General features: G+C 71.8%; 24 protein-coding genes. 15 read left to right on the top strand and 9 right to left on the bottom strand.

What is annotated here, in order from left to right; translation table 11 throughout:
- Positions 1-100: 100 nt before the first annotated feature.
- Together SSNG_RS18045 and SSNG_RS18040 are read right to left on the bottom strand one after the other, a co-directional pair.
- Entirely contained in the window at positions 101-661 is a 561-nt protein-coding gene (locus tag SSNG_RS18045) for a hypothetical protein (RefSeq protein ID WP_042801288.1), read from the bottom strand.
- Positions 662-779: 118 nt separating this feature from the next.
- Positions 780-1,508: a bifunctional DNA primase/polymerase gene (locus SSNG_RS18040; RefSeq protein ID WP_007265311.1), complete on the bottom strand. Its 729-nt coding sequence runs from the start codon at positions 1,506-1,508 to the stop codon at positions 780-782.
- 423 nt (positions 1,509-1,931) lie between these two features.
- Here SSNG_RS18040 and SSNG_RS18035 point away from each other — a divergent pair, with 423 nt between their 5' ends.
- Together SSNG_RS18035 and SSNG_RS18030 are read left to right on the top strand one after the other, a co-directional pair.
- The gene (locus tag SSNG_RS18035; protein ID WP_128637009.1) at positions 1,932-3,521 is read left to right on the top strand and encodes a PP2C family protein-serine/threonine phosphatase; all 1,590 of its coding nucleotides are present in this window, start codon (positions 1,932-1,934) and stop codon (positions 3,519-3,521) included.
- A 134-nt stretch (positions 3,522-3,655) separates the two neighbouring features.
- Positions 3,656-5,122: an aminopeptidase P family protein gene (locus SSNG_RS18030; RefSeq protein WP_007265309.1), complete on the top strand. Its 1,467-nt coding sequence runs from the start codon at positions 3,656-3,658 to the stop codon at positions 5,120-5,122.
- Between the two features lie 115 nt (positions 5,123-5,237).
- On the opposite strand, the gene SSNG_RS18025 is transcribed toward SSNG_RS18030, so the two are convergent.
- Positions 5,238-5,729: an ATP-binding protein gene (locus tag SSNG_RS18025; protein WP_007265308.1), complete on the bottom strand. Its 492-nt coding sequence runs from the start codon at positions 5,727-5,729 to the stop codon at positions 5,238-5,240.
- A 325-nt stretch (positions 5,730-6,054) separates the two neighbouring features.
- Here SSNG_RS18025 and SSNG_RS18020 point away from each other — a divergent pair, with 325 nt between their 5' ends.
- From SSNG_RS18020 to SSNG_RS17980, 9 genes are all read left to right on the top strand, one after another.
- Positions 6,055-6,870, top strand: coding sequence for a hypothetical protein (locus SSNG_RS18020; RefSeq protein WP_007265307.1), 816 nt, complete (start codon positions 6,055-6,057; stop codon positions 6,868-6,870).
- Between the two features lie 110 nt (positions 6,871-6,980).
- Complete coding sequence (locus SSNG_RS18015) at positions 6,981-7,724, top strand: YcnI family protein (protein WP_007265306.1); 744 nt, start codon at positions 6,981-6,983, stop codon at positions 7,722-7,724.
- A gap of 80 nt (positions 7,725-7,804) precedes the next feature.
- Positions 7,805-8,458, top strand: a complete 654-nt coding sequence (locus tag SSNG_RS18010; RefSeq protein WP_007265305.1) for an SCO family protein — start codon at positions 7,805-7,807, stop codon at positions 8,456-8,458.
- The gene (locus tag SSNG_RS18005) at positions 8,455-8,997 is read left to right on the top strand and encodes a copper chaperone PCu(A)C (protein ID WP_042801284.1); all 543 of its coding nucleotides are present in this window, start codon (positions 8,455-8,457) and stop codon (positions 8,995-8,997) included. The genes SSNG_RS18010 and SSNG_RS18005 overlap by 4 nt, the downstream gene beginning before the upstream one ends.
- 22 nt (positions 8,998-9,019) lie before the next feature.
- The gene (locus SSNG_RS18000; RefSeq protein WP_042801281.1) at positions 9,020-11,056 is read left to right on the top strand and encodes a copper resistance protein CopC; all 2,037 of its coding nucleotides are present in this window, start codon (positions 9,020-9,022) and stop codon (positions 11,054-11,056) included.
- Positions 10,981-12,345, top strand: a complete 1,365-nt coding sequence (gene efeB, locus SSNG_RS17995) for an iron uptake transporter deferrochelatase/peroxidase subunit (protein ID WP_128637008.1) — start codon at positions 10,981-10,983, stop codon at positions 12,343-12,345. Before SSNG_RS18000 ends, efeB begins: the two co-directional genes overlap by 76 nt.
- A 42-nt stretch (positions 12,346-12,387) precedes the next feature.
- Positions 12,388-13,323, top strand: coding sequence for a prephenate dehydratase (gene pheA, locus SSNG_RS17990; protein WP_007265301.1), 936 nt, complete (start codon positions 12,388-12,390; stop codon positions 13,321-13,323).
- Between the two features lie 562 nt (positions 13,324-13,885).
- Positions 13,886-15,163: a serine--tRNA ligase gene (serS, locus tag SSNG_RS17985; RefSeq protein ID WP_007265300.1), complete on the top strand. Its 1,278-nt coding sequence runs from the start codon at positions 13,886-13,888 to the stop codon at positions 15,161-15,163.
- Complete coding sequence (locus SSNG_RS17980) at positions 15,160-15,972, top strand: HAD family hydrolase (protein WP_007265299.1); 813 nt, start codon at positions 15,160-15,162, stop codon at positions 15,970-15,972. The genes serS and SSNG_RS17980 overlap by 4 nt, the downstream gene beginning before the upstream one ends.
- A 232-nt stretch (positions 15,973-16,204) precedes the next feature.
- Here SSNG_RS17980 and SSNG_RS17975 read toward each other — a convergent pair whose 3' ends face one another.
- The 5 genes from SSNG_RS17975 to SSNG_RS17955 form a co-directional block, all read right to left on the bottom strand.
- A complete protein-coding gene (locus SSNG_RS17975) occupies positions 16,205-16,858 on the bottom strand; it encodes a rhomboid-like protein (protein WP_007265298.1) in 654 nt (217 codons plus the stop codon).
- An 82-nt stretch (positions 16,859-16,940) separates the two neighbouring features.
- Positions 16,941-17,660, bottom strand: a complete 720-nt coding sequence (locus SSNG_RS17970) for an ABC transporter permease subunit (RefSeq protein WP_007265297.1) — start codon at positions 17,658-17,660, stop codon at positions 16,941-16,943.
- 14 nt (positions 17,661-17,674) lie between these two features.
- On the bottom strand, positions 17,675-18,586 hold the full coding sequence (locus SSNG_RS17965) for an ABC transporter ATP-binding protein (RefSeq protein ID WP_007265296.1): 912 nt from the start codon (positions 18,584-18,586) through the stop codon (positions 17,675-17,677).
- Positions 18,583-19,470 carry an ABC transporter permease subunit gene (locus SSNG_RS17960; protein WP_007265295.1) on the bottom strand — a complete coding sequence of 296 codons (888 nt, stop codon included), beginning with the start codon at positions 19,468-19,470 and terminating at the stop codon, positions 18,583-18,585. The genes SSNG_RS17965 and SSNG_RS17960 overlap by 4 nt, the downstream gene beginning before the upstream one ends.
- On the bottom strand, positions 19,460-20,449 hold the full coding sequence (locus tag SSNG_RS17955) for an ABC transporter ATP-binding protein (RefSeq protein ID WP_007265294.1): 990 nt from the start codon (positions 20,447-20,449) through the stop codon (positions 19,460-19,462). Before SSNG_RS17955 ends, SSNG_RS17960 begins: the two co-directional genes overlap by 11 nt.
- A gap of 212 nt (positions 20,450-20,661) precedes the next feature.
- Here SSNG_RS17955 and SSNG_RS17950 point away from each other — a divergent pair, with 212 nt between their 5' ends.
- The 3 genes from SSNG_RS17950 to SSNG_RS17940 all read left to right on the top strand — a co-directional run bounded on the left by SSNG_RS17950 (position 20,662) and on the right by SSNG_RS17940 (position 24,395).
- Positions 20,662-21,531 (top strand): M24 family metallopeptidase, encoded by an 870-nt coding sequence (locus SSNG_RS17950; RefSeq protein ID WP_007265293.1) that lies wholly within the window; start codon positions 20,662-20,664, stop codon positions 21,529-21,531.
- Between the two features lie 5 nt (positions 21,532-21,536).
- Positions 21,537-23,309 (top strand): SDR family oxidoreductase, encoded by a 1,773-nt coding sequence (locus SSNG_RS17945; protein WP_007265292.1) that lies wholly within the window; start codon positions 21,537-21,539, stop codon positions 23,307-23,309.
- A gap of 171 nt (positions 23,310-23,480) precedes the next feature.
- On the top strand, positions 23,481-24,395 hold the full coding sequence (locus tag SSNG_RS17940) for a MerR family transcriptional regulator (protein WP_007265291.1): 915 nt from the start codon (positions 23,481-23,483) through the stop codon (positions 24,393-24,395).
- Positions 24,396-24,510: 115 nt separating this feature from the next.
- On the opposite strand, the gene SSNG_RS17935 is transcribed toward SSNG_RS17940, so the two are convergent.
- Entirely contained in the window at positions 24,511-25,296 is a 786-nt protein-coding gene (locus SSNG_RS17935; RefSeq protein WP_007265290.1) for an aquaporin, read from the bottom strand.
- Positions 25,297-25,430: 134 nt separating this feature from the next.
- Between SSNG_RS17935 and SSNG_RS17930 the strand changes: the two genes are divergently transcribed.
- A complete protein-coding gene (locus SSNG_RS17930) occupies positions 25,431-25,970 on the top strand; it encodes an RNA 2'-phosphotransferase (RefSeq protein WP_007265289.1) in 540 nt (179 codons plus the stop codon).
- Positions 25,971-26,127 lie beyond the last annotated feature (157 nt).

Below are 26,127 nucleotides of genomic sequence, written 5' to 3'. Positions count from 1 at the left end.
CGAATTTGCGAACAGGCGATCTCTTGTTACCGTTCTTGTAGCCCGGTCGCTGGTGCATCCCCCGTCGCCAGCGACCGGGCCCTTGTCTTTCCGGTGGCGCTCAACCTTCGCCCGGGCCCGGCGAGTTGCTCCCGGACCTCAGCAGCAGCCGCCCTTCCTCATCCGGAACTGCAAACTCCGCTACGGCCGAGTAGTCCTCCGGTGCCCCCGCCGAGTCGCCCCGGGGGGTCTCGCAGAGCCCCGGCTCGTCGCCCGCGCCCACCGCGCAGCGGATCTGCACCGTCCGGCCGGCCGGACCCATCACGGTCAGTACGGCGTCCAGCGCGCGCCCGCTGGTGTTCCGGTAGTAGCTGCGACCCCAGGTCTGCCCCGCGCTCTCCAGGACGCAGGTCTGCGCCTCCAGCCCTTGCGGGGCGGAGAGTTCGGGTCCGCACCGCGAGTCGGTGCGCGGCTGTTCGGCAGGTCCCGGCCGCGCCGGCTGCGCGGCGGGCCGCGACCCGTCGGGCGCACCGGAAGCGTGGGAAAGGCCCAGCGAGGAGAGCAGCCCCCCGCCTTTTCCGTCACCCTGACCGGCGAAATCCGGCCCGGCGATCGCTCCGGCCAGGGGAAGCGACAAGATGATCAGCACACCGGCGCCGATACCGATCAGGCGGAGATTCATTCGCCGAAGATAGCGACGCGAGAAAGGGGCGCGGAGATCCCCGCGCCCAATTCCCTTGGAAACCCGTCGCGCTGGCACCCGTACGAGTGATGCGGAGGCCCGACGCCGCCGCCTGACGTCAGTAGGCGAGCCGGCTGCCGCCGCCCGGGGCGCCGCTGCTCGCCTCGACGAGCGCGTCCACGACCGTCTCGACCTCCGGCAGCCACAGCCCGTCGGGGCCCGGCACCGCGGCGGGCTCCCGCTCCCAGCGGACCTGCCCGCCGCCGCTGGCCGTGGACGGCGGCAGCAGGAGGTAGCCGCCCTCGCCGTGGAAGCGCAGCGAGGAGGGCACGTGGTCCTTGGCGTAGAGGAGTTCGCCGAGCCGCTCCAGCGAGTAGGGGGCCACCAGCAGGGACCAGCGGGTCGGGGTGGCGACGACCGGGCCGAGCCGCATGCCCTGTGCCTCGAGGCGCCCGACGGCCCGCGCGGCCGCACCGGCCGGCAGGCTCACCGCGCACGGCGCCTTCCCGCCGGTGGCCAGCAGCAGCGGGGCGGCGGGCCGCCGGGCCCACCACCAGGCCACCATCCGGGCGTCGGTCGTGGCGGCGAGCAGCCCGGGGTCGAAGGGATGCGCGCCGGGCACCACGCAGTCGGGGTCGGGGCAGGCGCACCGCGCGCTGTCGGCGCCGGCCCGGCCGACGCCCGGGAGTACGGGCCAGTTCCAGACGCCGACGCAGGTCAGCGCCCCGTCGAGGAGGGAGGCGGCCGCCGCGCCGTCCTCACTCGCCGGGTCCGGGCGGGAGGCGGCCCGCGGGAATTTCAAGCGATCGCGGAGCCGCTGGAGACGCCTTCCGAGGATCTCGCGCATGAGCGCTCGTTCCTTTCCGTTGAACGTCGAAGGGCCACATCACACCATGTATCCGGTGTTTCACCACACGTACACGTTTCGCGTCACTGTCCGCCAGAAGCAGGTTCACACGGTTCGTGCAGTTTTCTTACGGGTCCGTCAAACGTCCGGCGGGGACCCGGAGCGAGCGGTCCGGGCGACCCGCGCCGGTCTCGAAACCGGCTGCCGCCGCTAAGGACGGCTCCCCGCGCCGGGTGGTTCCCCGGCGGTGCGCGGGAGGGCGTCAACTGACCCCGGGCACCATCGAGTACGTACCCGGAGCCCCTGGAGCGCCTGTCCAGTCGATCGCAAAAACCGTCTGCTTGGCGCTTTTTCCGGCCAAGTTTTAGCCCCGGCTGGACAGTGAGTTGCTGTCCCACGGACACCAGTATTCCCGCCTGGGCAATGCTGGACATCGATCCTCGTGTGCGTGTAGATGTGGATCCATTGATGGCGGCGCAGCACGATCTGGGGGTTTGCGATGCTATATGGCGAATCGCACCAGGTGGAAAGGCGGACGCCATGAGCGCCCCGCATCTGCCGAAAGTGGCTGGAATCGATCCAGCGGTTACACCGTCAGCGCACACTGCCGCGCCCACGCCCGGCTCCACTTCCACGGCGCCCACGTCCACGACCGCGCCGGGCTCCTCCGCCGGCTCCGCCCGGACCGCCCCCGCCCAGGGCGCCCCGCCCGCGGCGAGCAGCGTCATCCAGGACCGACTGGCGGGCATGGTCTCCGACCTCACCACCCTCCACGAACTCACCGAGCGCCTCGCGCGGGCCGGTGACCTCGACTCCTCACTCCACGAGTTCCTCCGCGCCGGAGCCGCCCTCGTCGGCGCCCGCCGCGGACTGGTGGTCCTGGAGCCCTCCGACGGCCTCGGCCCCGCCACCACCATCGGCCTGGGCCTCGGCCGCGCCGACCTCGGGCACATCGAGACGGTGCCGCGCAGCGCCACCTCCTACGGCCGCATCCTCGACGGACTCCCCGACGCCCACGGCGGATCCGAGGTGCTGCCCGAGCCGGGCCATGCCGCGGCGGGCGGCCACGAGCGCCCCGTCGACCCCCGGCACCGGGAGGTCGCGGCCCGGCTCGGCTACGCCGCGAGCTACGCGCTCCCGGTGGCCGCCGACGCCACGGGCCGGCTCGGCGCCGCGGTGTGGCTGTACGACGAGCAGGCCGAGCCGAGTGACCGCCAGCGCGACCTGGCCGGGCTGTACGTCCGGCACGCCGCCGAGCACCTGGCCCGGATGGTGGAGGTCACGCGCTCGCGCGACCGGCTGGCCACCATCGCCGAGGAGCTGCTGCCCAGCCGGCTGCCCCGGATCCCCGGGGTCCAGCTCGCCGCCCGGCACCGCACGGGGCCGCGCGGCGGCGGCGACTGGTACGACGCGCTGCCGCTGCCCGAGGGCGCCCTGGGGCTGGCCGTCGGGTCGGTCACCGGCTCCGGCCCGAGCGCCGTCGCCGCGATGGGGCGGCTGCGGGCCTCGCTGCGCGCGTACGCCGTGATGGAGGGGGAGGACCCCGTCGCGGTCCTGTCCGACCTGGAGCTGCTGCTGCGCCTGACCGAGCCCGCGCGCTCGGCGACCGCGCTGTTCGCGTACTGCGAGCCCGCCGCCCGCAAGATCATCCTGGCCGGGGCGGGACACACCCCGCCGCTGCTCATCGGCGAGCGCCGGACCGAGTACGTGGAGACCTCCCTCTCGGCTCCGCTCGGGATGCTGGCGTGCTGGGAGGCGCCGAGCGTGGAGATCGAGCCCGCGCGCGGAGAAACGGTGCTTCTCTACACCGACGGGCTGCTGCGGCGTACCGGCGACGCCATGGACCGGGCCTACGCACGGCTGCACGCGGCCGCCGCGGGGGTTCCGCGGAGCGCGCGGGAGGACCCGGCGGCCATCTGCGAGCACATCCTGAAGACGGTCCTCCCGGACGAGGGGCCCGGCGAGGCCGAGGACTCCGAGGACGTCGTACTGCTCGCGGCCCGGTTCGACTGAGACACGGGTCCACCCGAGACGTGCGCCCGGTTTGACTGATATGTCACAGGTCGAGCCGGGAGCCTTCCCCTCGCACATACGATGGACGGGGTCCGCACCCGGTCCTTGCATGTCGTAGCAGCTGAGGAGAAGACGTGGCTGACGAGCTCACCCCGGAGACCCCGGAAGAAGAGCAGCCCCAGAAGAAGCACAAGCAGCGCAAGAACGGGCTGTACCCGGGCGTCAGCGACGAACTCGCGGAGAACATGCGCACCGGCTGGGCCGACACCGAGCTGCACGGCCTGGAGCCCATCGCCCAGGCCGGCCACACCGCCGACCGCCGCGCCGCGCTGTCCGCGCGTTTCCCCGGCGAGCGCCTGGTCGTCCCGGCGGGCCGGCTGAAGACCCGCTCGAACGACACCGAGTACCCCTTCCGCGCCTCCACCGAGTACGCGTACCTCACCGGCGACCAGACCGAGAACGGCGTCCTGGTCCTGGAGCCCACCGGCGAGGCCGGCCACCAGGCCGCCATCTACCTGCTGCCCCGCTCCGACCGCGAGAACGGCGAGTTCTGGCTGTCCGGCCAGGGCGAGCTCTGGGTCGGCCGCCGGCACTCCCTCGCCGAGGCCGAGCAGCTCCTGGGCATCCCGGCCAAGGACGTGCGCGAGCTCCCCGAGGCCCTGGCCGAGGCCACCGGCCCGGTCCGCGTCGTCCGCGCCCACGACTCCGTCATCGAGTCCGCCCTCACCGACAAGGTGACCAAGGAGCGCGACGAGGAGCTGCGCGTCTACCTCTCCGAGGCCCGCGCGGTGAAGGACGCCTTCGAGATCGGCGAACTGCAGAACGCCGTCGACTCCACCGTCCGCGGCTTCGAGGACGTCGTGAAGGTCCTCGACAAGGCCGAGGCCACCTCCGAGCGCTACATCGAGGGGACCTTCTTCCTGCGCGCCCGCGTCGAGGGCAACGACGTCGGCTACGGCACCATCGCCGCCGCCGGTGCCCACGCCTGCACCCTCCACTGGGTCCGCAACGACGGTGCGGTCCGCTCGGGCGACCTGCTGCTGCTCGACGCCGGCGTGGAGACCCACTCCCTCTACACCGCGGACGTGACGCGCACGCTGCCGGTCAACGGCACGTACACGGACATCCAGCGCAAGGTCTACGACGCCGTGTACGAGGCGCAGGAAGCCGGCATCGCCGCCGTCAAGCCGGGCGCCAAGTTCCGCGACTTCCACGACGCCGCCCAGCACGTCCTGGCGGAGAAGCTCGTCGAGTGGGGCCTGCTGGAGGGCCCGGTCGAGCGCGTCCTGGAGCTCGGGCTGCAGCGCCGGTGGACCCTGCACGGCACCGGCCACATGCTGGGCATGGACGTCCACGACTGCGCCGCCGCCCGCACGGAGGCGTACGTCGACGGCACGCTGGAGCCGGGCATGTGCCTGACCGTCGAGCCCGGTCTGTACTTCCAGGCCGACGACCTGACCGTGCCGGAGGAGTACCGCGGCATCGGCGTCCGGATCGAGGACGACATCCTCGTCACCGAGGACGGCAACCGGAACCTGTCGGCCGGGCTGCCCCGCACCTCGGTCGAGGTCGAGGCGTGGATGGCGCGGCTGAAGGGCTGACGCCGGCGCACGGACGTACGGGTGGGCGGGAACCGGATGCGGTTCCCGCCCACCGCCGTATCCCGCGGCCGTACGGGGAGGCCCCTCGTCCTACGAGTCCTTCAGGCCCGTTGCCCTACGAAGCCTTCAGGAGCGCGCCGTCGCGCCACTTCAGCATCTTGTCGAAGCTCACCACCGCACCCCGGCCCGGCCGGTTGCGGAAGCGGACGTGGTCGGAGAGCTGCTCGATCAGGTGCAGCCCCCGGCCGTTCTCGGCGAGGCAGGAGCCGACGGGTCTGGGCCGGGCGACCGTCGAGGGCGGGAATCCCGGACCCGAGTCGGCCACCTCGATGCGGCAGCGGTCCCCGTCCAGATAGGCCGTGACACGGTACGCCTCGGTCCCGTCCGCGGCGGCGCCGGCGGGGCTACCGCCGGGGCCTTCGCCGGGACGGCCGACGCGGCCGCCGTGCTCGACCGCGTTCGCGCAGGCCTCGCTCAGCGCGACCGACAGGTCGTGGCAGATCTCCGGGTCCACCCCCGCGGTCTCCATCGTTCCCAGCAGCAGCCGCCGGGCGAGCGGCACGCTCGCGGCTTCGCGCCTCAAGTGGAGAGACCACCAGATGCTCATACGGGTACCTATTGCCGCCCGCACCGGGCCGTAAGCCCCCGGCGGCCGACGCAGCCCTCATTCGGCCGATGCGCGTTTCTGGGGCCGCGGTGTATGCGGGGCGCGGCGCCACCGGCCACCCCGGCCGGACCCGGTGCTCCGCCCCTGGCCGGGGGCCACGGCGCGGCGCCGTCGGGCCGCCGTCAGGGCCCGGTCGGCACCGGGTGCGGAACTGACGGCGGGCTGACCCGGTACGGACGGGACGCCGACCGGCGACCGGAACCCAAGGGTCCCTCCAGCACCTGCCGTAGGCAGGGCCCGGGCCCAGTGCGATGATGGCCCGGCCATGACTGGATCCCACACGACACGCGCCGGAGCAGGTCTCCGGATGACCCGGGCCGCGGTGTTCACCGCGGTCTGCGTCGTGCTGTCCGCGGCCGGCCACGCGGTGGCCTCCTGCGCGACCGTGCCGTGGTGGGCCCTGGCCCTGGCCTTCATCGCCGTCTTCGCGGTCGCAGCCCCCCTCGCGGGACGCCGGCGCCCGCTGCCCGGCATCGCCGCCGGCCTGGCCGTCGGCCAGCTCGGGCTGCACGCGCTGTTCGGCCTCGGCCAGCACGGCGCCGCGGCCGCCCAGGCACCGGTCGGCAGCACCGACACCTCGCTGGCGGCGCTCGCCGCCCAGCTGGTCTGCGGGGGCAACTCCGTGCCGCTGAGCGCGGCCGACGCCCGGCAGATCCTGGAGGCCGCCGGACTGGACCCGGCCGCCGTGGCCGCCCAGGCCGCCGCTCAGGGCCACATGGCCCACGCCCACCTGGCGGGGGGCGCCGCGGCGCCGGCGACCGGGCTGTTCAGCCCGGCCATGCTGATCGGCCACCTGCTGGCCGCGCTCGCGGCCGGCTGGCTGCTGGCCCGGGGCGACGCCGCGCTGTTCCGGCTCGTCGAACTCTCCCGGCTCTCCGGCGAAGCCGACCCCGTACGTCCGCTGCGCGCCGCGCTCGCCTTCGTACGCGCCCTCGCCGCCGGGCTTCCCGGCACGCCCGCGCGCGGCCCCCGGGCCCGCCGGAGCGCCGCCGCGCCCGCCGTCTCGACGGGCAGGGACGCCCTGCAGCACACCGTGGTCCGGCGCGGGCCGCCGACGGCACGGCTCGTCCTCGCAGCCTGACGCGGCACCCTCCTCCCCGGAACACCCGGCGGGAGCACCGGTGCCGCGACCTCCGCGCGCGCCCGCGTGCGGGGCCGACGTCACCACTGCTTCCATGGAGTGTTCCTGCCGTGAAGACCTCTCGCGTCTCCTTCGCCGCCGCCCTCGCCGCCGGCACCGTCCTCGCCCTGTCCGGTACCGCCTTCGCGCACGTCAGCGTGCAGCCGGCCGGTGAGGCCGCCAAGGGCGGCTACGCGACGATCAACTTCAAGGTCCCCAACGAGCGGGACAACGCCTCGACCACCCAGATCGAGGTCAACTTCCCGGCCGACCAGCCGCTCACGTCCGTCATGCCGCAGGAGCTCCCCGGCTGGACGTCCACCGTCGAGAAGACCAAGCTCGACAAGCCGCTGACCGTGCACGGCAAGCAGATCAACGAGGTCGTCACCAAGGTGACCTGGACCGGCGGCAAGATCGAGCCGGGCAAGTTCCAGCAGTTCCCGGTCTCCGTGGGCAAGCTGCCCGAGAACGCCGACAAGATGGTCTTCAAGGCGATCCAGACGTACGACAACAACGAGGTCGTCCGCTGGATCGAGGAGCCCAAGGAAGGCGCCCCGGAGCCGCAGACCCCGGCGCCCGTGCTGAAGCTGGCCGCCGCCAAGGGCGCGGACGACCACGGCGCCGCCGCCAAGCCGGCCGCCGACGGGGCCAAGAGCGGCGACAAGAACGACAAGGGCGAGGAGAAGGGCGGGCACGACGAGGCCGCCAAGAGCGCCTCCGACACGACCGCCCGCACGCTCGGCATCGTGGGCATCGTCGTCGGTCTCGCCGGCGTCGCCTTCGGCATCACCTCGCGCCGCCGCGCCGCCAACTGAGGCGGCGGGCCCCCGGCCCGCCGCTCCACCGTCGTACGCACGACATCCGCACCATCCCCGATTCCCAGGGACATTTCCTCATGCGCACCACACGTGTGACGGTCGCCGCCCTCGCGGTGGCGACCGCGCTCGCCCTCACTGCCTGTGGCAGTGAGACGGCCAAGAACACCGGTTCGGTCACGCAGATCACCGGTCAGAAGAAGGCCGGATCCGCGACCGTACTCGACCGCCCCTTCGACAAGCCGGAGCTCGTCCTCACGGACACCACCGGCAAGCCGTGGAACCTGCGCGAGCAGACCAAGGGACGGCCGACGCTCATCTACTTCGGCTACACCAACTGCCCCGACGTGTGCCCCCTGACGATGAGCAACATCGCCGTCGCCAAGAAGGCACTCCCCAAGGCCGACCAGGACAAGCTCCAGGTCGTCTTCGTCACCACTGACCCGGAGCGGGACACCCCCGACTCCCTCGGCGCGTGGCTCAGGGCCCAGGACCCGTCCTTCACCGGACTGACCGGGGACTTCGCCACCATCCAGGCCGCAGCCCGATCTCTCGGCATCGGTATCGAGGCCCCCAAGAAGGAGGCCGACGGCACCGTCGTCTCCATGCACGGGGCCCAGGTCATCGCGTTCTCGCCCAAGACCGACGAGGGCTACGTCCTCTACGGCGAGGGCACGACCGTCGACGACTACACCAAGGACCTGCCGAAGATCATCAAGGGAGAAAACCCGTGAACGCCCGCACCATCCGCACCATCGCCGCCACCCTCTCCCTGACGGCAGCGCTCGCCATATCCGGCTGCTCCTCGTCGGACTCGGACTCCGCGTCCGGCTCGTCGGCCGACACGAAGGCCGCCGCCGACACGAAGGCCTCCGGTGCCCCGGAGGCCGGCAAGCCCGTGCTGACGGTCAGCGGCGGGTACATGCCCGAACCGGTCAACGACAAGATGGCCGGCGCTTTCATGGTCATCAAGAACGACTCGAAGACCGCCGACAAATTGGTCTCCGTCACCAGCCCGCTCTCGGACGATCTCCAGATCCACGAGACCAAGGACCAGAAGATGCAGCAGGTCCAGTCGATAGACGTGCCCGCAGGTGGCGAGCTCCGGCTGCAGCGCGGCGGCAACCACATCATGTTCATGGGGCTCAAGAACCAGCCGAAGGTCGGTGACAAGATCACCATCGAGCTGCGTTTCGAGAAGGCCGACCCCGTCAAGGTCGAGCTGGACGTCAAGGAACGGACGTTCAACGCACAGAACTCCACCGCCCACTGACGGACCGAGGAACTGACACGCCATGACGGCCATCGCCCCCGCTCCTCCTTCGGCCCGCGTCCGCGCCACGGCACTCCTGCCACGCCTCGCGCTGGTCATCGCAGCCCTGCTGGCCACCCTGTTCACCGCGGCCGCCCCGGCCACGGCACACGCGGCACTCACGGCGAGCGACCCCCAGGACGGGGCGGTGGTCGCCACGGCGCCCGCCCAGGTCACCCTCTCCTTCTCGGAGCAGGTCGCCATGGGCGACGACTCCATCCGCGTCATGGACCCGCAGGGCAAGCGCGTCGACACCGGCGAGCTGAGGGACATGTGCAGCGGATCGACCGTCCGCTACGGCACCGCCCTGCACCCGGGCCTGCCCAACGGCACGTACACCGTCGCCTGGCAGGCCGTCTCCGCCGACAGCCACCCGATCTCCGGCGCCTTCACCTTCTCCGTCGGCGCTCCCTCGGCTACCAGCGTCACCCTGCCCGACCGGAAGGTGGGCGGCGGCCCCGTCGGCATCGCGTACGCCATCGCCCGCTACGCCGCCTACGCCGGGTTCACCGTCCTCGTCGGCGGGGCCGCCTTCATCCTGCTGTGCTGGCGCCGGGGCGCCGCTGAGCGCCCGCTGCAGAAGCTGGTGGTAGGCGGCTGGGTCACCCTCACCGCCGCCACCCTGGCGATGCTGGTTCTGCGCACCCCGTACACCGGCTCGGGGAAGTTCGCCGACGCCTTCGACCTCGACGGCCTCAAGGCCGTCCTGGACACCAAGAGCGGTGCCGCCTTCCTCTCCCGGCTGCTGCTGCTCGGTGCGGCCGCGCTGTTCATCGCCGTGCTCTTCGGTGCCTATGCCCGCCGTCAGAAGGCAGCCGCCGCGGACGCGACGGGGGCCGAGGGCGCCGAAGACCGCGCCGACGAGAAGAAGGAGACGAGCGACCTCGCCTTCGGGCTCGGCGTCGGCGGCACGGTCGTGGCCGGCGGCATCGCCGCCACCTGGGCCCTTGCCGAGCACGCCTCCACCGGCATCCAGCCCGCGATCGCGATGCCGGCCGACATCCTCCACCTGCTGGCCGTGGCCGCCTGGCTCGGCGGGCTCACCGCGCTGCTGGTCGCCCTGCGCAAGGTGCCGGACATCGAGCGGGAAGCCGTCCGGCGCTTCTCCCGGGTCGCCTTCATCAGCGTCCTCGTCCTCGCCGTCACCGGTGTCTACCAGTCCTGGCGCCAGGTCGGCAGCTGGTCCGCCCTCACCGGCACCAGCTACGGCCGACTGCTGCTCATCAAGATCGCGCTCGTCGCCGTCCTCGTCGGCATCGCCTACCTCTCACGCAAGTGGACCGCCCGACTCGGGGAGGTCCGGGCCGAAGAGCCGGAGAAGGTGCTCGCGGGCGCCGATGTTTCACGTGAAACATCGGCCGGGAGCACCGCGGGCGATTCCGCCCGGGCCGGCGCGAACATCGAGGCGAGCCCCGAAGCCGAAGCCGAGGCGGCCGGCACCGACCCCAAGCGGGCCGCCCAGCTCGCCCGGCAGCGCGCGGCCCGTGAGAAGGCCCGAGAGACCCGCGTCCGCGATTCCGATCCTGGCCGTGCCGGCCTGCGCCGCTCGGTGCTCGCCGAGGCCGGCGTAGCCGTCGTGCTCCTGGCCGTCACCACCGTCCTGACCAGCACCGAGCCCGGGCGCGCGGTGGAGAAGGAGGCCGGCCGCGGCGGAGCGTCCGCTCCCGCCGTGCCCAACCGCCCGGTCAAGATCACCCTGCCCTTCGACACCGGCGGCCAGAACGGCAAGGGCAACGTACGGCTGGAGCTCGACCCCGGCCGGGTCGGCGCCAACACCCTCCACCTGTGGGCGGACGGCCCCGACGGCAAGCCCCTCGACCTCCCCGAGGTCAAGATCTCCTTCACCCTGCCCGCCAAGGAGATCGGCCCGCTGCCGCTCGCACCCGACCGGGCCGCGGCCGGACACTGGACCGCCTCCGGAGTCCAGCTGCCTCTCGCGGGCGAATGGCGCATCGACGTGACCGTACGCACCTCCGACATCGACCAGACGACCGTCCAGAAGAACGTGAAGATCGGCTGAACAGCGTGACCGACAGCACCGTTAGCACCCCCGACATCGAGATCTCCCGGCGCCGGCTGCTGGGCACCGTCGGCGCCGCGGGCGCCACGGGGCTCGCGCTCGGCGCCACGGGCGGCGCGCTCGTGCAGTCAGCGCTCTCGGACTCGCCGGCCGGCTCCCCAGGGGCCGCCGGGTCGCTCGCCTCCCTCGGCGCCACCCGGGTCGCCTTCCACGGCGAGCACCAGGCCGGGATCACCGACCCGCTCCAGGCCAAGGGCCACGTCCTCGCCTTCGACCTCGCGCCCGGCGCCGGGCGCAAGGAGGCCGCAGCGCTGCTGCGCCGCTGGTCCGACACCGCGAGGCGGCTCATGGCGGGCGAGACGGCGCCGACCGCGGACAGCGGGATCGCCCTGGACGCGGGCCCCTCCTCCCTCACCCTGACCTTCGGCTTCGGCCACTCCTTCTTCGACCGCACCGGCCTCACCGCCCGGCGCCCGGTGGCCCTGGACCCGCTGCCCGACTTCTCCTCGGACCGGCTCGACCCCCAGCGCAGCAACGGCGACCTGTGGGTCCAGATCGGTGCCGACGACGCGCTCGTCGCCTTCCACGCCCTGCGCGCCGTGCAGAAGGACGCCGGCGAGGCCGCCCGGGTGCGCTGGCAGATGAACGGCTTCAACCGGTCCCCCGGTGCGACGGCCTCGCCCATGACGGCCCGGAACCTGATGGGCCAGGTCGACGGCACCGCGAACCCCCGGCCCAAGGACCCCGACTTCGACAAGCGGATCTTCGTGCCGGGCGCCGGCCCCGGTCCTGCCGAGCACTCCTGGATGGCCGGGGGTTCGTACGCCGTCGTCCGCCGGATCCGGATGCTGCTCGACGACTGGGACAAGCAGTCCCTCGCCCAGCAGGAGCAGGTCATCGGCCGGACCAAGGCCACCGGCGCGCCGCTGACCGGCGGCGACGAGAAGACCGCGATGGCCCTGGACAAGCTCGGCCCCGACGGCAAGCCGGTCATCCCGTCCAACGCCCACGCGCGCATCTCCGCGCCGGCGCAGAACGGCGGCGCCGCCATGCTCCGGCGGCCCTTCTCGTACCACGACGGCATCGGTCCCGACGGCACCCCCGACGCCGGCCTGCTGTTCATCTGCTGGCAGGCGGATCCGCTGCGCGGGTTCGTCCCGGTCCAGCGCAAGCTCGACCGGGGCGACGCCCTGTCGGAATTCATCCGCCACGAGTCCAGCGGGCTGTACGCGGTCCCGCCCGGTCCGGGCGACGGGGAGTACGTCGGGCAGCGCCTGCTCGAAGGGTGAACAGCACCGCACCGGCGGGTGGCCCGGCATTAGGCTGACCGCATGTCGGCCACCCGCTTCACGTATCTCGGTCCCGAGGGCACTTTCACCGAAGCCGCCCTGCGCACTCTGCCGGAAGCAGCCACCCGGGAGCTCGTCCCGATGGTGTCGGTCCCGGCCGCCCTGGACGCCGTGCGCAACGGCGAGGCCGCGGCGGCGCTGGTGCCGATCGAGAACTCGGTGGAGGGCGGGGTCACCGCCACGCTCGACGAGCTGGCCTCCGGCGAGCCGCTGATGATCTACCGCGAAGTGCTGCTGCCCATCGCGTTCGCGCTGCTGGCACGGCCGGGCACCAAGCTGTCGGACATCAAGACGGTCACCGGTCATCCCGTCGCCCAGCCGCAGGTGCGCAACTGGCTGCGGACGCACCTGCCCGACGCGGTGTGGGAGTCGGCGGCCTCCAACGCCGACGGTGCCCGGCTGGTGCAGGAGGGCCGCTTCGACGCGGCCTTCGCGGGCGAGTTCGCCGCCGCCACGTACGGGCTGGAGGCGCTGGTCACCGAGATCCACGACGCCCAGAACGCCGAGACCCGTTTCGTGCTCGTCGGACGGCCCGCCCGGCCGGCCGCGCCGACCGGCGCCGACAAGACCTCCGTCGTGCTGTGGCTCGGCGACGACCACCCCGGTGCGCTGCTGGAACTGCTCCAGGAGTTCGCCGTCCGAGGGGTGAACCTGATGCTGATCCAGTCCCGCCCGACCGGCGAGGGCATCGGCAACTACTGCTTCGCCGTCGACGCGGAGGGGCACATCTCCGACCGCCGGGTCAGCGAGGCGCTGATGGGGCTGAAGCGGACCTGTCCCCAGGTGCGCTTCCTCGGCTCCTATCCGCGTGCCGGTGTCGCGCTGAGCGAGGTGCGGGCCGCACGGCCGGGAACCTCCGACGGCGACTTCACGGAGGCCTCCGACTGGCTGGCGCGCTGCCTCGACGGCCGGGCGTAGTCCTCCGTCCACAAAACCAAAAGAGTTATCCACAGGCCTGGGTGGTGACCTGGGGACAAGTCGACAGAGCGGCACGGCGAGGTCGACATATCGGTCGGGTGGCCCAGGTTTCGCGCTGGGGAGCGGTAGGTGAACCGCGTCACCTCCGTATCGCCGATCAACTCTTTGGAGCGAGCCATTCCCACCCGAATGAGTGTGTGGGGGCGGTTTGAACCCTGATCGGCCAGGACCGGTCGCGGCCACCTATTGATCTAATTCGATGTCCACAGATCCGGCGCACAGCCTGTGGATAAGAGTGGTCCGGCGGGAATTCCTGTGGACAAGGGCCGCCCCCTCCCGCCCTCCTGCCCTGCTCAGACCCCGGACGCCGATCGCCGTTGTGCCCCTTTTCGGAGAAAGGGGCCGATTTTATCGTCGAGGCCCCCAGGGGCTGGATCCAGCCGTCCAGCGGGCACGGGACAAGCCCGGACCCAGCCAATTCCATTCGCACGAATTGGGACATAGCGACACGCAGCGTGATATCGGTGTGAGCCCGGGAAGCCCAGCCCGGTAGCCTGGAGGGGTGATTGACCTCCGGCTGCTCCGTGAAGACCCTGACCGTGTCCGCGCCTCGCAGCGCGCCCGTGGAGAGGACGTCGAGCTCGTCGACGCACTGCTCTCCGCCGACGAGCGCCGCAGGTCTTCCGGCATGCGCTTCGACGAACTGCGCAACGAGCAGAAGTCGCTCGGCAAGCTCATCCCCAAGGCCTCTCCGGAGGAGCGGGCCGAGCTGCTGACCAAGGCCGAGCAGCTCAAGCAGGACGTCAAGGCCGCCGAGGCCGAGCAGAACGAGGCGGACGAGGCTGCCAAGCAGCTCCTGCTCAAGCTCGGCAACATCGTCCACGAGGACGTGCCCGTCGGCGGCGAGGAGGACTTCACCGTCCTGGAGACGCACGGCACGATCCGCGACTTCGGCGCCGAGGGCTTCGCGCCCCGGGACCACCTGGAGCTCGGCGAGTCGCTGGGCGCCATCGACGTCGAGCGCGGCGCGAAGGTGTCCGGCTCGCGGTTCTACTACCTCACCGGTGTCGGCGCCCTGCTGGAACTCGCCCTGGTCAACGCGGCTATCGCGCAGGCCACCGAGGCCGGCTTCATCCCGATGCTGACCCCCGCGCTGGTCCGCCCGCGCGCCATGGAGGGCACCGGCTTCCTCGGCCAGGCGGCGGAGAACGTCTACCACTTGGAGAAGGACGACTACTACCTGGTCGGCACCTCCGAGGTCCCGCTCGCCGCGTACCACATGGACGAGATCATCGACGCCGAGAAGCTGCCCCTGCGGTACGCCGGCTTCTCCCCGTGCTTCCGCCGCGAGGCCGGTACGTACGGCAAGGACACCCGCGGCATCTTCCGCGTCCACCAGTTCGACAAGGTCGAGATGTTCTCCTACGTCGCGCCGGAGGACGCCGAGGCCGAGCACAAGCGGCTCCTGGAGTGGGAGAAGCAGTGGCTGACCAGCTTGGAGCTGCCGTTCCAGGTCATCGACGTCGCGACCGGCGACCTGGGCGCCTCCGCCTCCCGCAAGTTCGACTGCGAGGCCTGGATCCCGACCCAGGGCAAGTACCGCGAGCTGACCTCCGCCTCGAACTGTGACGGCTTCCAGGCCCGCCGCCTGGCGATCCGCTACCGCGACGGCAAGAAGACCGCTCCGCTCTCCACGCTGAACGGCACCCTGTGCGCCGTCCCGCGCACCATCGTCGCGATCCTGGAGAACCACCAGCAGGCCGACGGCTCCGTGCGGGTCCCCCCGGTGCTCCGCCCCTACCTGGGCGGCCGCGAGGTCCTGGAGCCGATCGCCAAGTGAGCCCCGCTCCCTTCCCGTACAAGCTCGTCGCGACGGACCTCGACGGCACGCTGCTGCGTGACGACGACACCGTCTCGGAGCGCACCCGTGAAGCCCTCGCCGCGGCCACCGCGGCGGGCGCGGCGCACATCGTCGTCACCGGCCGTGCCGTGCCCTGGACCCGGCACGTCCTGGACGACCTCGGCTACCGGGGGATCGCGGTGTGCGGGCAGGGCGCCCAGGTCTACGACGCGGGAGCGCACCGGCTGCTGACCTCGGTGACGCTGGACCGGCAGCTCGCCGGGCTGGCCCTGTCGAAGATCGAGGCCGAGGTGGGTCCGCTGGCGCTCGCAGCCAGCCGTGACGGGGTGAACGGCGAGGTCCTCTTCGGTCCCGGCTACCAGGTGCAGGAGGGCCTGCCGGCGCTCTACCTGGAGGACACCGCCCAGGTCTGGACCGCCCCCCTGAACAAGCTCTACATCCAGCACCCGGGGATGGGCGAGGACGAACTCGTCAAGGTCGCCCGGCAGCTCGTCGGCAACCTCGTCGACATCGTCATGGCGGGCCCGGGCATAGTGGAGATCCTCCCGCTGGGCCTGAGCAAGGCCACCGGCCTTTCACTCGCCGCGCGCCGGCTGAAGGTCAAGGCCGCCGAGACGATCGCCTTCGGCGACATGCCCAACGACATCCCCATGTTCGGCTGGGCCGCGCACGGCGTCGCCATGGCCAACGCCCACACGGAGCTGAAGGCGGTGGCCGACGAGGTGACGACCTCCAACCAGGAGGACGGCATCGCGGTGGTCCTGGAGCGCCTGCTCGGCGCCATGTAGCGCACCGGGACGCAGCGGCGTCCCGGGACCGGACGTACGAGAGGTCCGGGACGGCCCGCGCCGCGAGGCGCGCTCGAAGTGGCCGTCCCGGACCTTTTGTTGCTCCCCGCACCACTCACTGTGCCCCGGCCGCACGGGCGGTACCAGCGAATTTCCGCCGGTCAGCCGCGGAGGGCCCCGGGCAGCTGCTGCCCGTGCTGACCCCGCGTGGCACAGGGGTCAGACGCGTGTTTCACGTGAAACATCTAGCCGTCGGCCCGTGTCCGTGCGGATGCAGGGTGAGCGGCCAGGCGAGGAGCCCCACGGCGAGCGAGGTGGCGTGGCCGAGGTCGGTGAAGGTGCCCCCGGTGAGCAGCGGCAGTCCGAAGAAGGCGACCACGCCGAGGAGGTAGAACCATCTCCAGGGGTTCGGGAGGCGGTAGGTCAGCACTCCGATGGAGGCTGCCAGCCCGTAGCTGACGCCGATGTCGACGACGTGGGTCATGCTGTGCGGCGCACGGTTGTCCTGGATGGCCATCAGGAGCACCTTCTGGCTCAGGAGGGTGGCGACGACATGCGCGGTGGCGACGATCAGGAGCCAGCGCAGGGTGCCGAGCCAGCGCTCCACGGGCGCGTGGAAGAGCTCGAAGAGCACGGCGTACAGGGCGAGCGAGGCGGGGTTCTCGATCCAGAAGGCGCTGCTGAGCAGTGCCCGGACGGGGTATTTGACCAGCTGGTGGATGTTGCTGCTGTTGCGGTGGAGCAGCACGTGGTCGAGCCGGTCCGGGGAGATCGCGACCACGAGGCTGGTGACGGCGACGATCAGCAGCCATATGTGAGTGCCGGGCGAGGAGCGTATCCAGGACCGCAAGGGCCTGGACGGCTCAGGCTCTGGATGCTGGATCATGCACCGATGATGCCCCGCAAAGCTGTGCCCCGCCTGGCCGATGGGCCGGGCGGGGCACAGTCGTGGACGCTGCCGCCGAGTCCTACTCCTCGCCGGCGAGGGTGAGGCGGCGCAGTTTCTGGCCCGCGTACACGGTTGCGCCGACGGTGACCGCGAGGAGCAGGACCACCGCGGTGGGCAGGCCGACGCCGGCGTCTACGTACCCCTGTCCGGCGACCTTCTCGGCAAGGGCCAGGGCCCACTGCTGGACGCTGAGCGTCTTGGCTCCGGAGACCAGGCTGCCGAAGAGGGACTCCCAGATGAGGGCGTAGACCAGGCCGAAGACGACCGCGTGCCGGCTGACGGTGCCCAGCAGCAGGAACAGGGCGCTGTAGGCGATCGAGGCGACGAGGGCGGCCACGGTGTAGGCGATGGCGATCTGCTGGCCGTTGCCGTTGAGGATGAAGCCCGCGATCAGGGTGGGGATCGCGGAGAAGGCCATCGTGACCGCGATCGCGACGATCAGCTTGGTCATGATGATCGTGGGACGCTTCACCGGCTTGGAGAGCAGGTAGACGATCGAGCCGTCGTCGATCTCGGGGCCGATGGCTCCGGTGCCGGCGATGACGCCGATCAGCGGGACCATCGTCGCGAGGGCGAAGCCGCCGAGGAGGTCGGCCGCCACCTTGTCGTCCACACCGGTGAAGAAGCGGACGGCGCAGGCGATGACGATCAGCAGCGCCGGGAGCGCGAAGAGGATCAGCGCGCGGCGCCTGCCGAGCAGGGCTCGGTAGGTGAGCCGGGCGACGGTGGGGTTGTACATGGGTGCCAGCTCCTTCAGGCCGCGACGAGGTAGGAGAAGACCGACTCGAGGGACTCGTCGGAGGGGGAGACCGTCAGCAGCCGGATGCCGTGGTCGCGGGCGACGCGCGGCAGCAGCTCGGTGAAGCGGCCGAAGTCGACGGCCTGAATGCGCAGCGCGCCTTCCTGTAGGTCGACCTCGATGCCTGCCGTGGAAGGGTCGGCGATCAGGGCCGCGGCGAGGGCCCGGTCGTCGGAGGAGCGGACCAGGTAGCGGTGCGGGCGGTCCGTCATCAGGCGGCGGATCTTGCGGAAGTCGCCGGACGCCGCGTGCCGGCCGGCCACGACCACCTCGATGTGGGAGGCGAGCTGTTCGACCTCCTCCAGGATGTGGGAGGAGAACAGGACGGTGCGGCCCTCGGCGCCCATCCGCCGCAGCAGGTCCATGAGCTGCATGCGCTGGCGCGGGTCCATGCCGTTGAAGGGCTCGTCGAGGAGGAGCACGGACGGCTCGTGGACCAGGGCGGAGGCCATCTTCACGCGCTGGCGCATGCCCTTGGAGTACGTGGCGATCTTGCGGTCCTGGGCGTACTCCATCTCGACCGTGGCGAGTGCCCGCTGGGCCGCCGCGTCGTCGAGCCCGTGGAGCTCGGCGTTGGCGACGACGAACTCCCGGCCGGTGAGGAAGTCGTACATCGCCTCGCGCTCGGGCACGACGCCGATCTGCTTGTAGACCTGCTCGTTGCGCCAGATCGGCGCGCCGTCGAGGGTGACGGTGCCCGTGGAGGGGGCGAGGAAGCCGCCCATCATGTTGATGAGGGTGGACTTGCCGGCGCCGTTGGGGCCGAGGAGTCCGGTGACGCCGGGACCGATGCGCATGGTCACGTCGTTGACGGCGACGACGTTCCCGAACCAGCGGGAGGTGTGGTCGATGTCGATGATGGTCACAGCCCGGCCTTCCGGTAGCGGGCCATCAGGGCGGCGTAGGAGCCGGCGATGAGGCCGAGTACGACGAGCAGGTACACCACTCCGGTGCCGGCGGAGGGGCCCTCGCCGCCCGGGAAGGCGGAGGTGGCGCCGAGGAAGGCGGTCTGCACCCCGTCGACCAGCGAGATCGGCGAGAACAGGCCCATCCACTCGATGGCCCCGGTGTTCCCGGTGGAGTAGGCGACGGCCTGGATGGTGGAGACGGCTCCGTAGGGGATGAGCAGCAGGGCGATGACGGCCGCCACGCCGAAGCCGCGGCGCGGGGTGAGTGCGGCCATGACGAGGCCGAGGCCGGCGAAGAGGAGCGAAAGCAGCAGTACCGACACCAGTCCCTGCCCGAATCCCTTGGTCTGGTGACCGAAGTCGAACTTGGCCAGCAGCGAGCCGATCCACATGATCAGCAGCGGCGTGGCGGTGAGGATGAAGAGGGCCGAGGCCATGGCGGCGTACTTGGCCAGCACGTAGTCGACCCGCTCGATGGGCCGCGAGAAGTAGAGCGGCACCGTCTTGAAGCGCAGGTCGCGCGAGACCGACTGGGGCGCCTGGGAAGCGAGGTAGAGGCCGATGACCACCTGCGTGGTCAGGGCGTACGTCGTGTACTTGATCGGCAGGTCGCTGGAGCCGGGGACGGCGATGGCCACCGCGACGATGATCAGCGCGGGGATGCACATCACCGCGAAGAGGATCATCGGCAGCACCTTGGACTTGGCGGAGCGGCCGAGCCCGTACGCGCCCCGCAGGGACTGCGAGAACAGCGAGGTGCGGGCGTAGCCGCGGCCGAGCCGGGGGCCGTCGTAGGACCGGTAGCCGATGTTGTGGATCTGGGTCGAGGTCTCAGGCGCCATCGGGGCCGGCTCCCTTCGGGTGGGCGGGGGACGAGGACCGGTCGCTGTCGCGGAAGACCTCGGCGATGTGGTGGCGGCGCTGCTCCATGCGGACCAGGCCGAGGCCGAGCTCGGCGACGGTGTCGCGGACGGTGTCGTACGCCTCCTCGCCGGTGGCCTCGACGAGGAGGATGTGGCCGGCGCCGGGCAGGCCCTGCTCCTCGCCCGCGTGCAGGATGATGCCCGCCGCGGTGAGCGCCTTGCGCAGGGCGGCGGTGCCGTCCGGGTACGCGTCGGAGTCGGTGACCTCGACCGCGAGGGTGGTCGTGGTCTGGGTGAAGTCGCTGGTGGAGCTGGAGCGCAGCAGCTTGCCGCCGTCGACGACGACCACGTGGTCGCAGGTCCGCTCCAGCTCTCCGAGGAGGTGGGAGGTGACCAGGACCGAGATGCCGAAGTCGGTGTAGACGCGGCGGATCAGGCCGAGCATCTCGTCGCGGCCGACCGGGTCGAGGCCGTTGGTCGGCTCGTCGAGGAGGACCAGTTGCGGGTCGTGGACCAGCGCCTGGGCGAGCTTGACCCGCTGCTTCATGCCGGTGGAGTAACCCCCGATGGGGCGGTAGCGCTCCTCGTACAGGCCGACATGGCGCAGGGTGTCGGCGGTGCGCTCACGGGCGGCGGTAGGCGGGAGGCCGGACATGCGCGCCATGTGGACGACGAACTCGGTGGCCGAGACGTCGGGCGGCAGGGCGTCGTGTTCGGGCATGTAGCCGACCCGTTCGCGGATGGCGCTGCCATGCGTGGCGACGTCCAGTCCGAGCACGGCGGCGCGGCCCTCGGTGGCGGGGGACAGTCCCAGCAGGATCTTGATCAGCGTGGACTTGCCGGCTCCGTTGGCGCCCACGAGGCCGGTCACGCCGGGCCCGATGTCCAGGGAGAGCCGGTCGAGGGCGGTCACTCGGGGGTACCGCTTGCTCAGGCTTTCGGTCGCGATGACAGTCACGGCTTCGACGTTAGTGCCGGGGGAGCCGCGGATCGTCAGACCTGGAGCGGGATCGTGTATCCGCCTTGAGGACTACGGGCCCTGACGGAAGGCTGATGCCGACGAAGTTTGTCCACAGGTCCGCGCAGGGGCCTTGACGTGATCTCCGGCCATTGTCACATTCATCAGTGGCAGGTTTCGGGAGCGTTGGGCGACAGGGACGGACGGCCGGCATGACTGGGGACACCAAGCAGCGCACCGCGCACGACTCCGGGCAGCTTTCCGCCGGGCTGCGCGGCTTCAGAGAGGTCCAGCGGCTCGCGTACGAGTGCGCGGAGACCGTGGCGGCGCAGTTGCGTCCGGGAGTGACCGAGCGCGAGGCGGCGCGGATGCAGCGCGACTGGCTGCGCGAGCGCGGGGTGCGGGACTGGTTCCACCTGCCCTTCGCGTGGTTCGGGGACCGTACCGCCTTCGCGAACTTCAAGATCCCCCTCCAGTTCTTCCCGACCTCGCGGCGGCTGGAGCCGGGGATGCCGTTCATCCTCGACATGGCGCCGGTGTACCGGGGCTACGCGGCCGACATCGGCTACTCCGGCAGCCTCGGGCTCAATCCGGTGCAGGACCGGCTGATGTCGGACCTCCGGCCGCACCGGGAGCTGATCCTGGAGCAGGTGCGCGAGCGCCGGCCGCTGCGGGAGATCTACGAGAACGTCGAGCGGCTGATGACCCGCCAGGGGTACGCGAACCGGCACCGGGCCTATCCCTTCGGCGTCATCGCGCACAAGATAGACCGGGTCAAGGAGCGCCGCTGGTCCCCGACCGCGTTCGGCTTCGGGACCCAGTCCCTCAAGGGGCTGGCCTCCGACGCCCTGCACGGGCACCGGGAGGGCTGGTCTCCGCTGTGGAGTCCGTACCACTTCTCCGACCATCCGCCGCAGCCCGGTCTGTGGGCGGTGGAGCCGCACCTGGGCTTCCGGGGCACCGGCGCGAAGTTCGAGGAGATCCTGGTCGTCACCGACTCCCGGGACCCCGGGGAGAGCGCGTTCTGGCTGGACGACGACCTGCCGCACGTGCGGCGCTGGGCTGAGGAGAAGGCGGCATGAGCGGGATGAGCGGGACTGCTCTGGAGGGTGCGCGCGAGCGCCGGGTGAGCACCGGCGGGATCGAGCTGTGCGTCGTCGAGCTCGGTGAGGCGGGCCGGCCGACCGTGCTGCTGGTGCACGGGTACCCGGACAGCAAGGAGGTCTGGTCGGAGGTCGCCGAGCGGCTCGCGGACCGGTTCCACGTGGTGCTCTACGACGTACGCGGCCACGGGCGCTCCTCGGCTCCGGTGCCGCTGCGCGGGGGCTTCACCCTGGAGAAGCTGACGGACGACTTCCTGGCCGTGGCGGACGCGGTCAGCCCGGACCGTCCGGTGCACCTGGTCGGCCACGACTGGGGCTCCGTGCAGGGCTGGGAGTTCGCGACGGTGGCCCGCACCGAGGGGCGGATCGCCTCCTTCACCTCCATGTCGGGGCCTTCCCTCGACCACTTCGGGCACTGGATCAAGCAGCGGATGAGGCGGCCCTCCCCGCGCCGGGCCGCCCAACTGCTGGGCCAGGGCCTCCGGTCCTGGTACGTGGGGATGCTGCACACTCCGGTGCTGCCCGAGCTGGCCTGGCGCGGCCCGCTCGGCAAGCGCTGGCCCAAGCTCATGGAGCGCAGCGAGGGGATCCCGGTCGGCGGGTACCCGACGGCCTCGCTGCCCTCCGACGCGGCGCACGGCGCCTGGCTCTACCGGGACAACGTGCGGGCCCGGATGAGCCGGCCCCGTCCCGACGCGTACGCGCACGTACCGGTGCAGCTGATCGTCCCGACCGGGGACGTCTTCCTGTCCGAGCGGCTCTACGACGACGTGGAGCGCTGGGCGCCGGGACTGGTGCGGCGGACCCTGCCCGCGAAGCACTGGATCCCCAGGACCCGGCCGGACCAGGTGGCGGCGTGGATCGCCGACTTCGTCACGGCCCGCGAGGAGCCTGCCGCGCGGGCTCCGGAGCGGCGCGCTCCGGGCAAGTACGCGGACCGGTTCGGGGGACAGCTGGTGCTGGTCACCGGCGCCGCCAGCGGGATCGGGCGGGCCACCGCGTTCGCGTTCGCCGAGGCCGGGGCCCGGGTCGTGGCGGTGGACCGGGACGCAGAGGGCGCGGCCCGTACGGCCGAGATGGCACGGCTCGTCGGCGCCCCGGAGGCCTGGGGCGAGTGCGTCGACGTCAGTGACGAGCAGGCGATGGAGAAGCTCGCGGCGAAGGTCGCCGCCGAGTACGGGATCGTCGACGTGCTGGTCAACAACGCGGGGATCGGCCTCTCGGGGGCCTTCCTGGAGACCGCCTCGGAGGACTGGAAGAAGGTCCTGGACGTCAACCTGTGGGGGGTCGTCCACGGCTGCCGGATCTTCGGGAGGCAGATGGCCGAGCGCGGGCAGGGCGGCCACATCGTCAACACCGCCTCCGCGGCCGCCTACCTGCCCTCCCGGACGCTGCCCGCGTACAGCACCTCCAAGGCCGCGGTGCTGATGCTGAGCGAGTGCCTGCGCGCGGAGCTGGCGTCCAAGTCGATCGGCGTCTCGGCGATCTGCCCGGGCATCGTCAACACCAACATCACGGCCACCTCCCGGTTCGCCGGGGTGGACGCGGCCGAGGAGAAGCGCCGACAGGAGCGCTCCTCGCGGTTGTACGGGCTGCGCAACTTCCCCCCGGAGAAGGTGGCGGACGCGATCCTGCTGGCGGTGGTGAAGAACCGGGCCGTGGTCCCGGTGACGCCCGAGTCCAAGGCCGCCCTGTGGATGTCCCGCTTCGCGCCGAACACGCTGCGCCGGATCGCGCGGCTGGAGCCCCGGCTGTGATGCCGTGCGACGGCATGCGCGGCACGGCCATACCCGGCTCCTGCGCGCGGTCGTACCATCCCTCGCAGGAGGGCTCGCTGCTCGAGGCGGTCGAGTACCTGGCGGCGTCTCCTGCCGCCCGGACCGCGGCGGGCGCGGTCGGCCGAGCCGCCATGTCGTAGGGAGCCGGGATTGTCCGATCAGGCGGTAGCCGAGTACAGGATCGAGGATCTGGCCCATCACAGCGGGGCGACGGTGCGCACGATCCGGGCGTACCAGGACCGCGGCCTGCTGCCGAAGCCGGAGCGGCGGGGCCGGTCCAACGTCTACCGGGAGACGCACCTGGCCCGCCTGCGCCAGATCGCGGACCTGCTGGACCGCGGCTACACCCTGGCCTCCATCAAGGAACTGCTGGAGGCCTGGGACGCGGGGCGGGGGCTGGGCGGCGTACTCGGTCTGGTGGCCGAGGTGCACGGGCCCTGGACCGACGAGGAGGCCGACCGGATCAGCCGGGAGGACCTCAACGCGCGGTTCGGCGGCCTGCCCGACGACGACGCCGTGGACGAGGCCTGTGAGCTGGGGGTGCTGGAGCGGATCCCCGGCCGCCCGGACGAGTTCCTCGTGCCCTCGCCGCAGGAGCTGGCCGTCGCGGCCGAGCTGTACGCGGCGGGGGTGCCGCTGGGGGCGATCACGGGGCACCTGCGCGAGCTGCGCGGGCAGGTGGAGCACATCGCCTCGCGCTTCCTGGAGTTCACCACCGAGCACGTCTTCGCCCGCTACCTCGGGCAGGTGCCGCCGACCGACGCGGACGCGGCCGAGGCGGCGACGATGGTGCGCAGGCTGCGGCCGCTGGCCCAGCAGACGGTGGACGCCGAGCTGGCCCGGGCGATGCGGCTGTTCGCGACCCGGCACCTCCAGCGGCATCTGGGCGCGCCCGGTGCGGCGCAGCCGGCGGGCCCCGCCCCGGTGACCCTGCCCGCCGGGACGGTACGGGCGGTGCAGGAGCTGGTGGGGCCGGAGTACGTGGCGGAGTTCGTCCGGGCCGCGACGGAGCGGGAGCTCCAGGCCCGGACGATGAACGATCTGGCCAGCCGGCGCGGCCGGTAATGCTCGATCGGTAGTCCACAGGGGGTCCCCCGGGCGAATCGCTCAGATGCCGCCGAAACGCACTGAAACGGCTGTGGACAACTCCCGTCCGCCTGTGGGCAACACGGGTTGCCGGCTAGACGATGGCTTCGAACGCCGAGCCGGTGCGGGGGATATCGGCCACCGCTGCCTCTGTCTCCGGCTGTCCGGAGCGTGGTGCCGTCGTGCCGTCGTCACGGCGCTCGCGGCCGTAGAGGAGCACGGCCAGGGCGAGTCCGAGGACGCCGCCGAGCAGCTGCGCCGCGACGAACCCGGGCAGCGACTGCGGTGCGATGCCGGTGAAGGAGTCGCTGAAGGCCCGCCCGATGGTGCCGGCGGGGTTGGCGAAGGACCCCGACGAGGTGAACCAGATCGCGGCGGCGATGTACGCGGCGACCGCGGGCGGGATCAGCCTGGGCCGGCCGATGCGGCCGAGGCCCTGGATGACCAGGACCAGACCGGCGGTGGCGACGATCTCGCCGATCAGCAGGTGGCCCCCGTCGCGGACCTGGGTGGAGAAGGTTCCCGGGGTGCGGCCGAACATCGTCTCCGCCAGTACGGCGCCGCCGATGGCGCCGGTGGTCTGGGCGGCGGCGTACGCGAAGGCCTCACGCGCGTCGAGTCCCTCGCCGCCGGTGCGCCGGGCCCACCAGGCGGTGAGGGTGACGACCGGGTTGAGGTGGGCTCCGGAGAGGGGGCCGAACAGGGTGATGATCAGGCCGAGGCCGATCGCGGAGGCGAGCGAGTTGGCGACGAGGGCGACACCGGTGTCGCGGCTGAGGTTCGCGGCCTGGATGCCCGAGCCGATCACCACCACGAGCAGGCCTGCGGTGCCGATGAGCTCGGCAGCCACACGCCGAAGCAGTGAAGCCTTATTTGTCATAGTTTCTCCCTCTGGATAAGTCGTGATGCGGAAAATGTATTCCGTATCTTGGAAAAGCGATAGAGGGATGCCGCCCCCGTCCGAGGGGTGGAAAATCGCTGCCGCGGCCCCCCGCGAGCCGTCAAGCTGGGCACATGGATGACCGGCGCACCGTGAAGGTGTCCAAATACGTCTCGAAACACCTGCGGCACCAGCCGGAACGGATCGGACTGGTGCTCGACCCCCAGGGCTGGGTGGAGATCGACGATCTCCTACGGGCCGCCGCGGACCACGGATTCCCGTTCAGCAGGGCCGAACTCGACCACGTGGTCGCCGCCAACGACAAGCAGCGGTTCGCCGTCGACGGCACCCGCATCCGGGCCAGCCAGGGCCACACCGTCGCCGTGGACCTGGGCCTGCCGGAGGCCGAACCGCCCGCGTACCTCTACCACGGCACCGTGGCCGCGGCCCTGGACGCGATCCGCGCCGAGGGCCTGCGCCCCATGGCCCGCCACCACGTGCACCTCTCGCCCGACCGCGAGACGGCGACCCGGGTCGGCGCCCGCCGGGGCCGGCCGGTGGTCCTCGCCGTGGACGCGGCGGCGATGCGCGCGGCCGGGCACGTGTTCCGGGTCAGCGCCAACGGGGTGTGGCTGGCGGACGCCGTACCGCCGGAATTCCTCCGCTTCCGGTGACCGACCGAAGGCCCCGACCGAAGGCCCCGGCCGAGAACGCCGACCGGGACGGAATTCACGGAGTGATTGTCGGATCGTCCACCTACGCTGTTCCTCGTTCCGGGATCAGTGAGGGGGGTACCTCGCGATCGCCGACCGACCACGCGAGCAAGCGAGC

It is taken from the genome of Streptomyces sp. C (genome assembly GCF_000158895.1).
GTDB lineage: Bacteria > Actinomycetota > Actinomycetes > Streptomycetales > Streptomycetaceae > Streptomyces > Streptomyces racemochromogenes.
This window is presented reverse-complemented; position numbering and strand designations above follow the sequence as displayed.

What these genes read in the sequence shown, in the direction of transcription:
- SSNG_RS18045 (WP_042801288.1), bottom strand. Translation starts at nt 661, where the DNA reads ATGAATCTCCGCCTGATCGGTATCGGCGCCGGTGTGCTGATCATCTTG.
- SSNG_RS18040 (WP_007265311.1), bottom strand. Translation starts at nt 1,508, where the DNA reads ATGCGCGAGATCCTCGGAAGGCGTCTCCAGCGGCTCCGCGATCGCTTG.
- SSNG_RS18035 (WP_128637009.1), top strand. Translation starts at nt 1,932, where the DNA reads ATGCTGGACATCGATCCTCGTGTGCGTGTAGATGTGGATCCATTGATG.
- SSNG_RS18025 (WP_007265308.1), bottom strand. Translation starts at nt 5,729, where the DNA reads ATGAGCATCTGGTGGTCTCTCCACTTGAGGCGCGAAGCCGCGAGCGTG.
- SSNG_RS18020 (WP_007265307.1), top strand. Translation starts at nt 6,055, where the DNA reads ATGACTGGATCCCACACGACACGCGCCGGAGCAGGTCTCCGGATGACC.
- SSNG_RS18010 (WP_007265305.1), top strand. Translation starts at nt 7,805, where the DNA reads ATGCGCACCACACGTGTGACGGTCGCCGCCCTCGCGGTGGCGACCGCG.
- SSNG_RS18000 (WP_042801281.1), top strand. Translation starts at nt 9,020, where the DNA reads ATGACGGCCATCGCCCCCGCTCCTCCTTCGGCCCGCGTCCGCGCCACG.
- efeB (WP_128637008.1), top strand. Translation starts at nt 10,981, where the DNA reads ATGGCGCATCGACGTGACCGTACGCACCTCCGACATCGACCAGACGAC.
- pheA (WP_007265301.1), top strand. Translation starts at nt 12,388, where the DNA reads ATGTCGGCCACCCGCTTCACGTATCTCGGTCCCGAGGGCACTTTCACC.
- SSNG_RS17975 (WP_007265298.1), bottom strand. Translation starts at nt 16,858, where the DNA reads ATGATCCAGCATCCAGAGCCTGAGCCGTCCAGGCCCTTGCGGTCCTGG.
- SSNG_RS17970 (WP_007265297.1), bottom strand. Translation starts at nt 17,660, where the DNA reads ATGTACAACCCCACCGTCGCCCGGCTCACCTACCGAGCCCTGCTCGGC.
- SSNG_RS17960 (WP_007265295.1), bottom strand. Translation starts at nt 19,470, where the DNA reads ATGGCGCCTGAGACCTCGACCCAGATCCACAACATCGGCTACCGGTCC.
- SSNG_RS17950 (WP_007265293.1), top strand. Translation starts at nt 20,662, where the DNA reads ATGACTGGGGACACCAAGCAGCGCACCGCGCACGACTCCGGGCAGCTT.
- SSNG_RS17945 (WP_007265292.1), top strand. Translation starts at nt 21,537, where the DNA reads ATGAGCGGGACTGCTCTGGAGGGTGCGCGCGAGCGCCGGGTGAGCACC.
- SSNG_RS17935 (WP_007265290.1), bottom strand. Translation starts at nt 25,296, where the DNA reads ATGACAAATAAGGCTTCACTGCTTCGGCGTGTGGCTGCCGAGCTCATC.
- SSNG_RS17930 (WP_007265289.1), top strand. Translation starts at nt 25,431, where the DNA reads ATGGATGACCGGCGCACCGTGAAGGTGTCCAAATACGTCTCGAAACAC.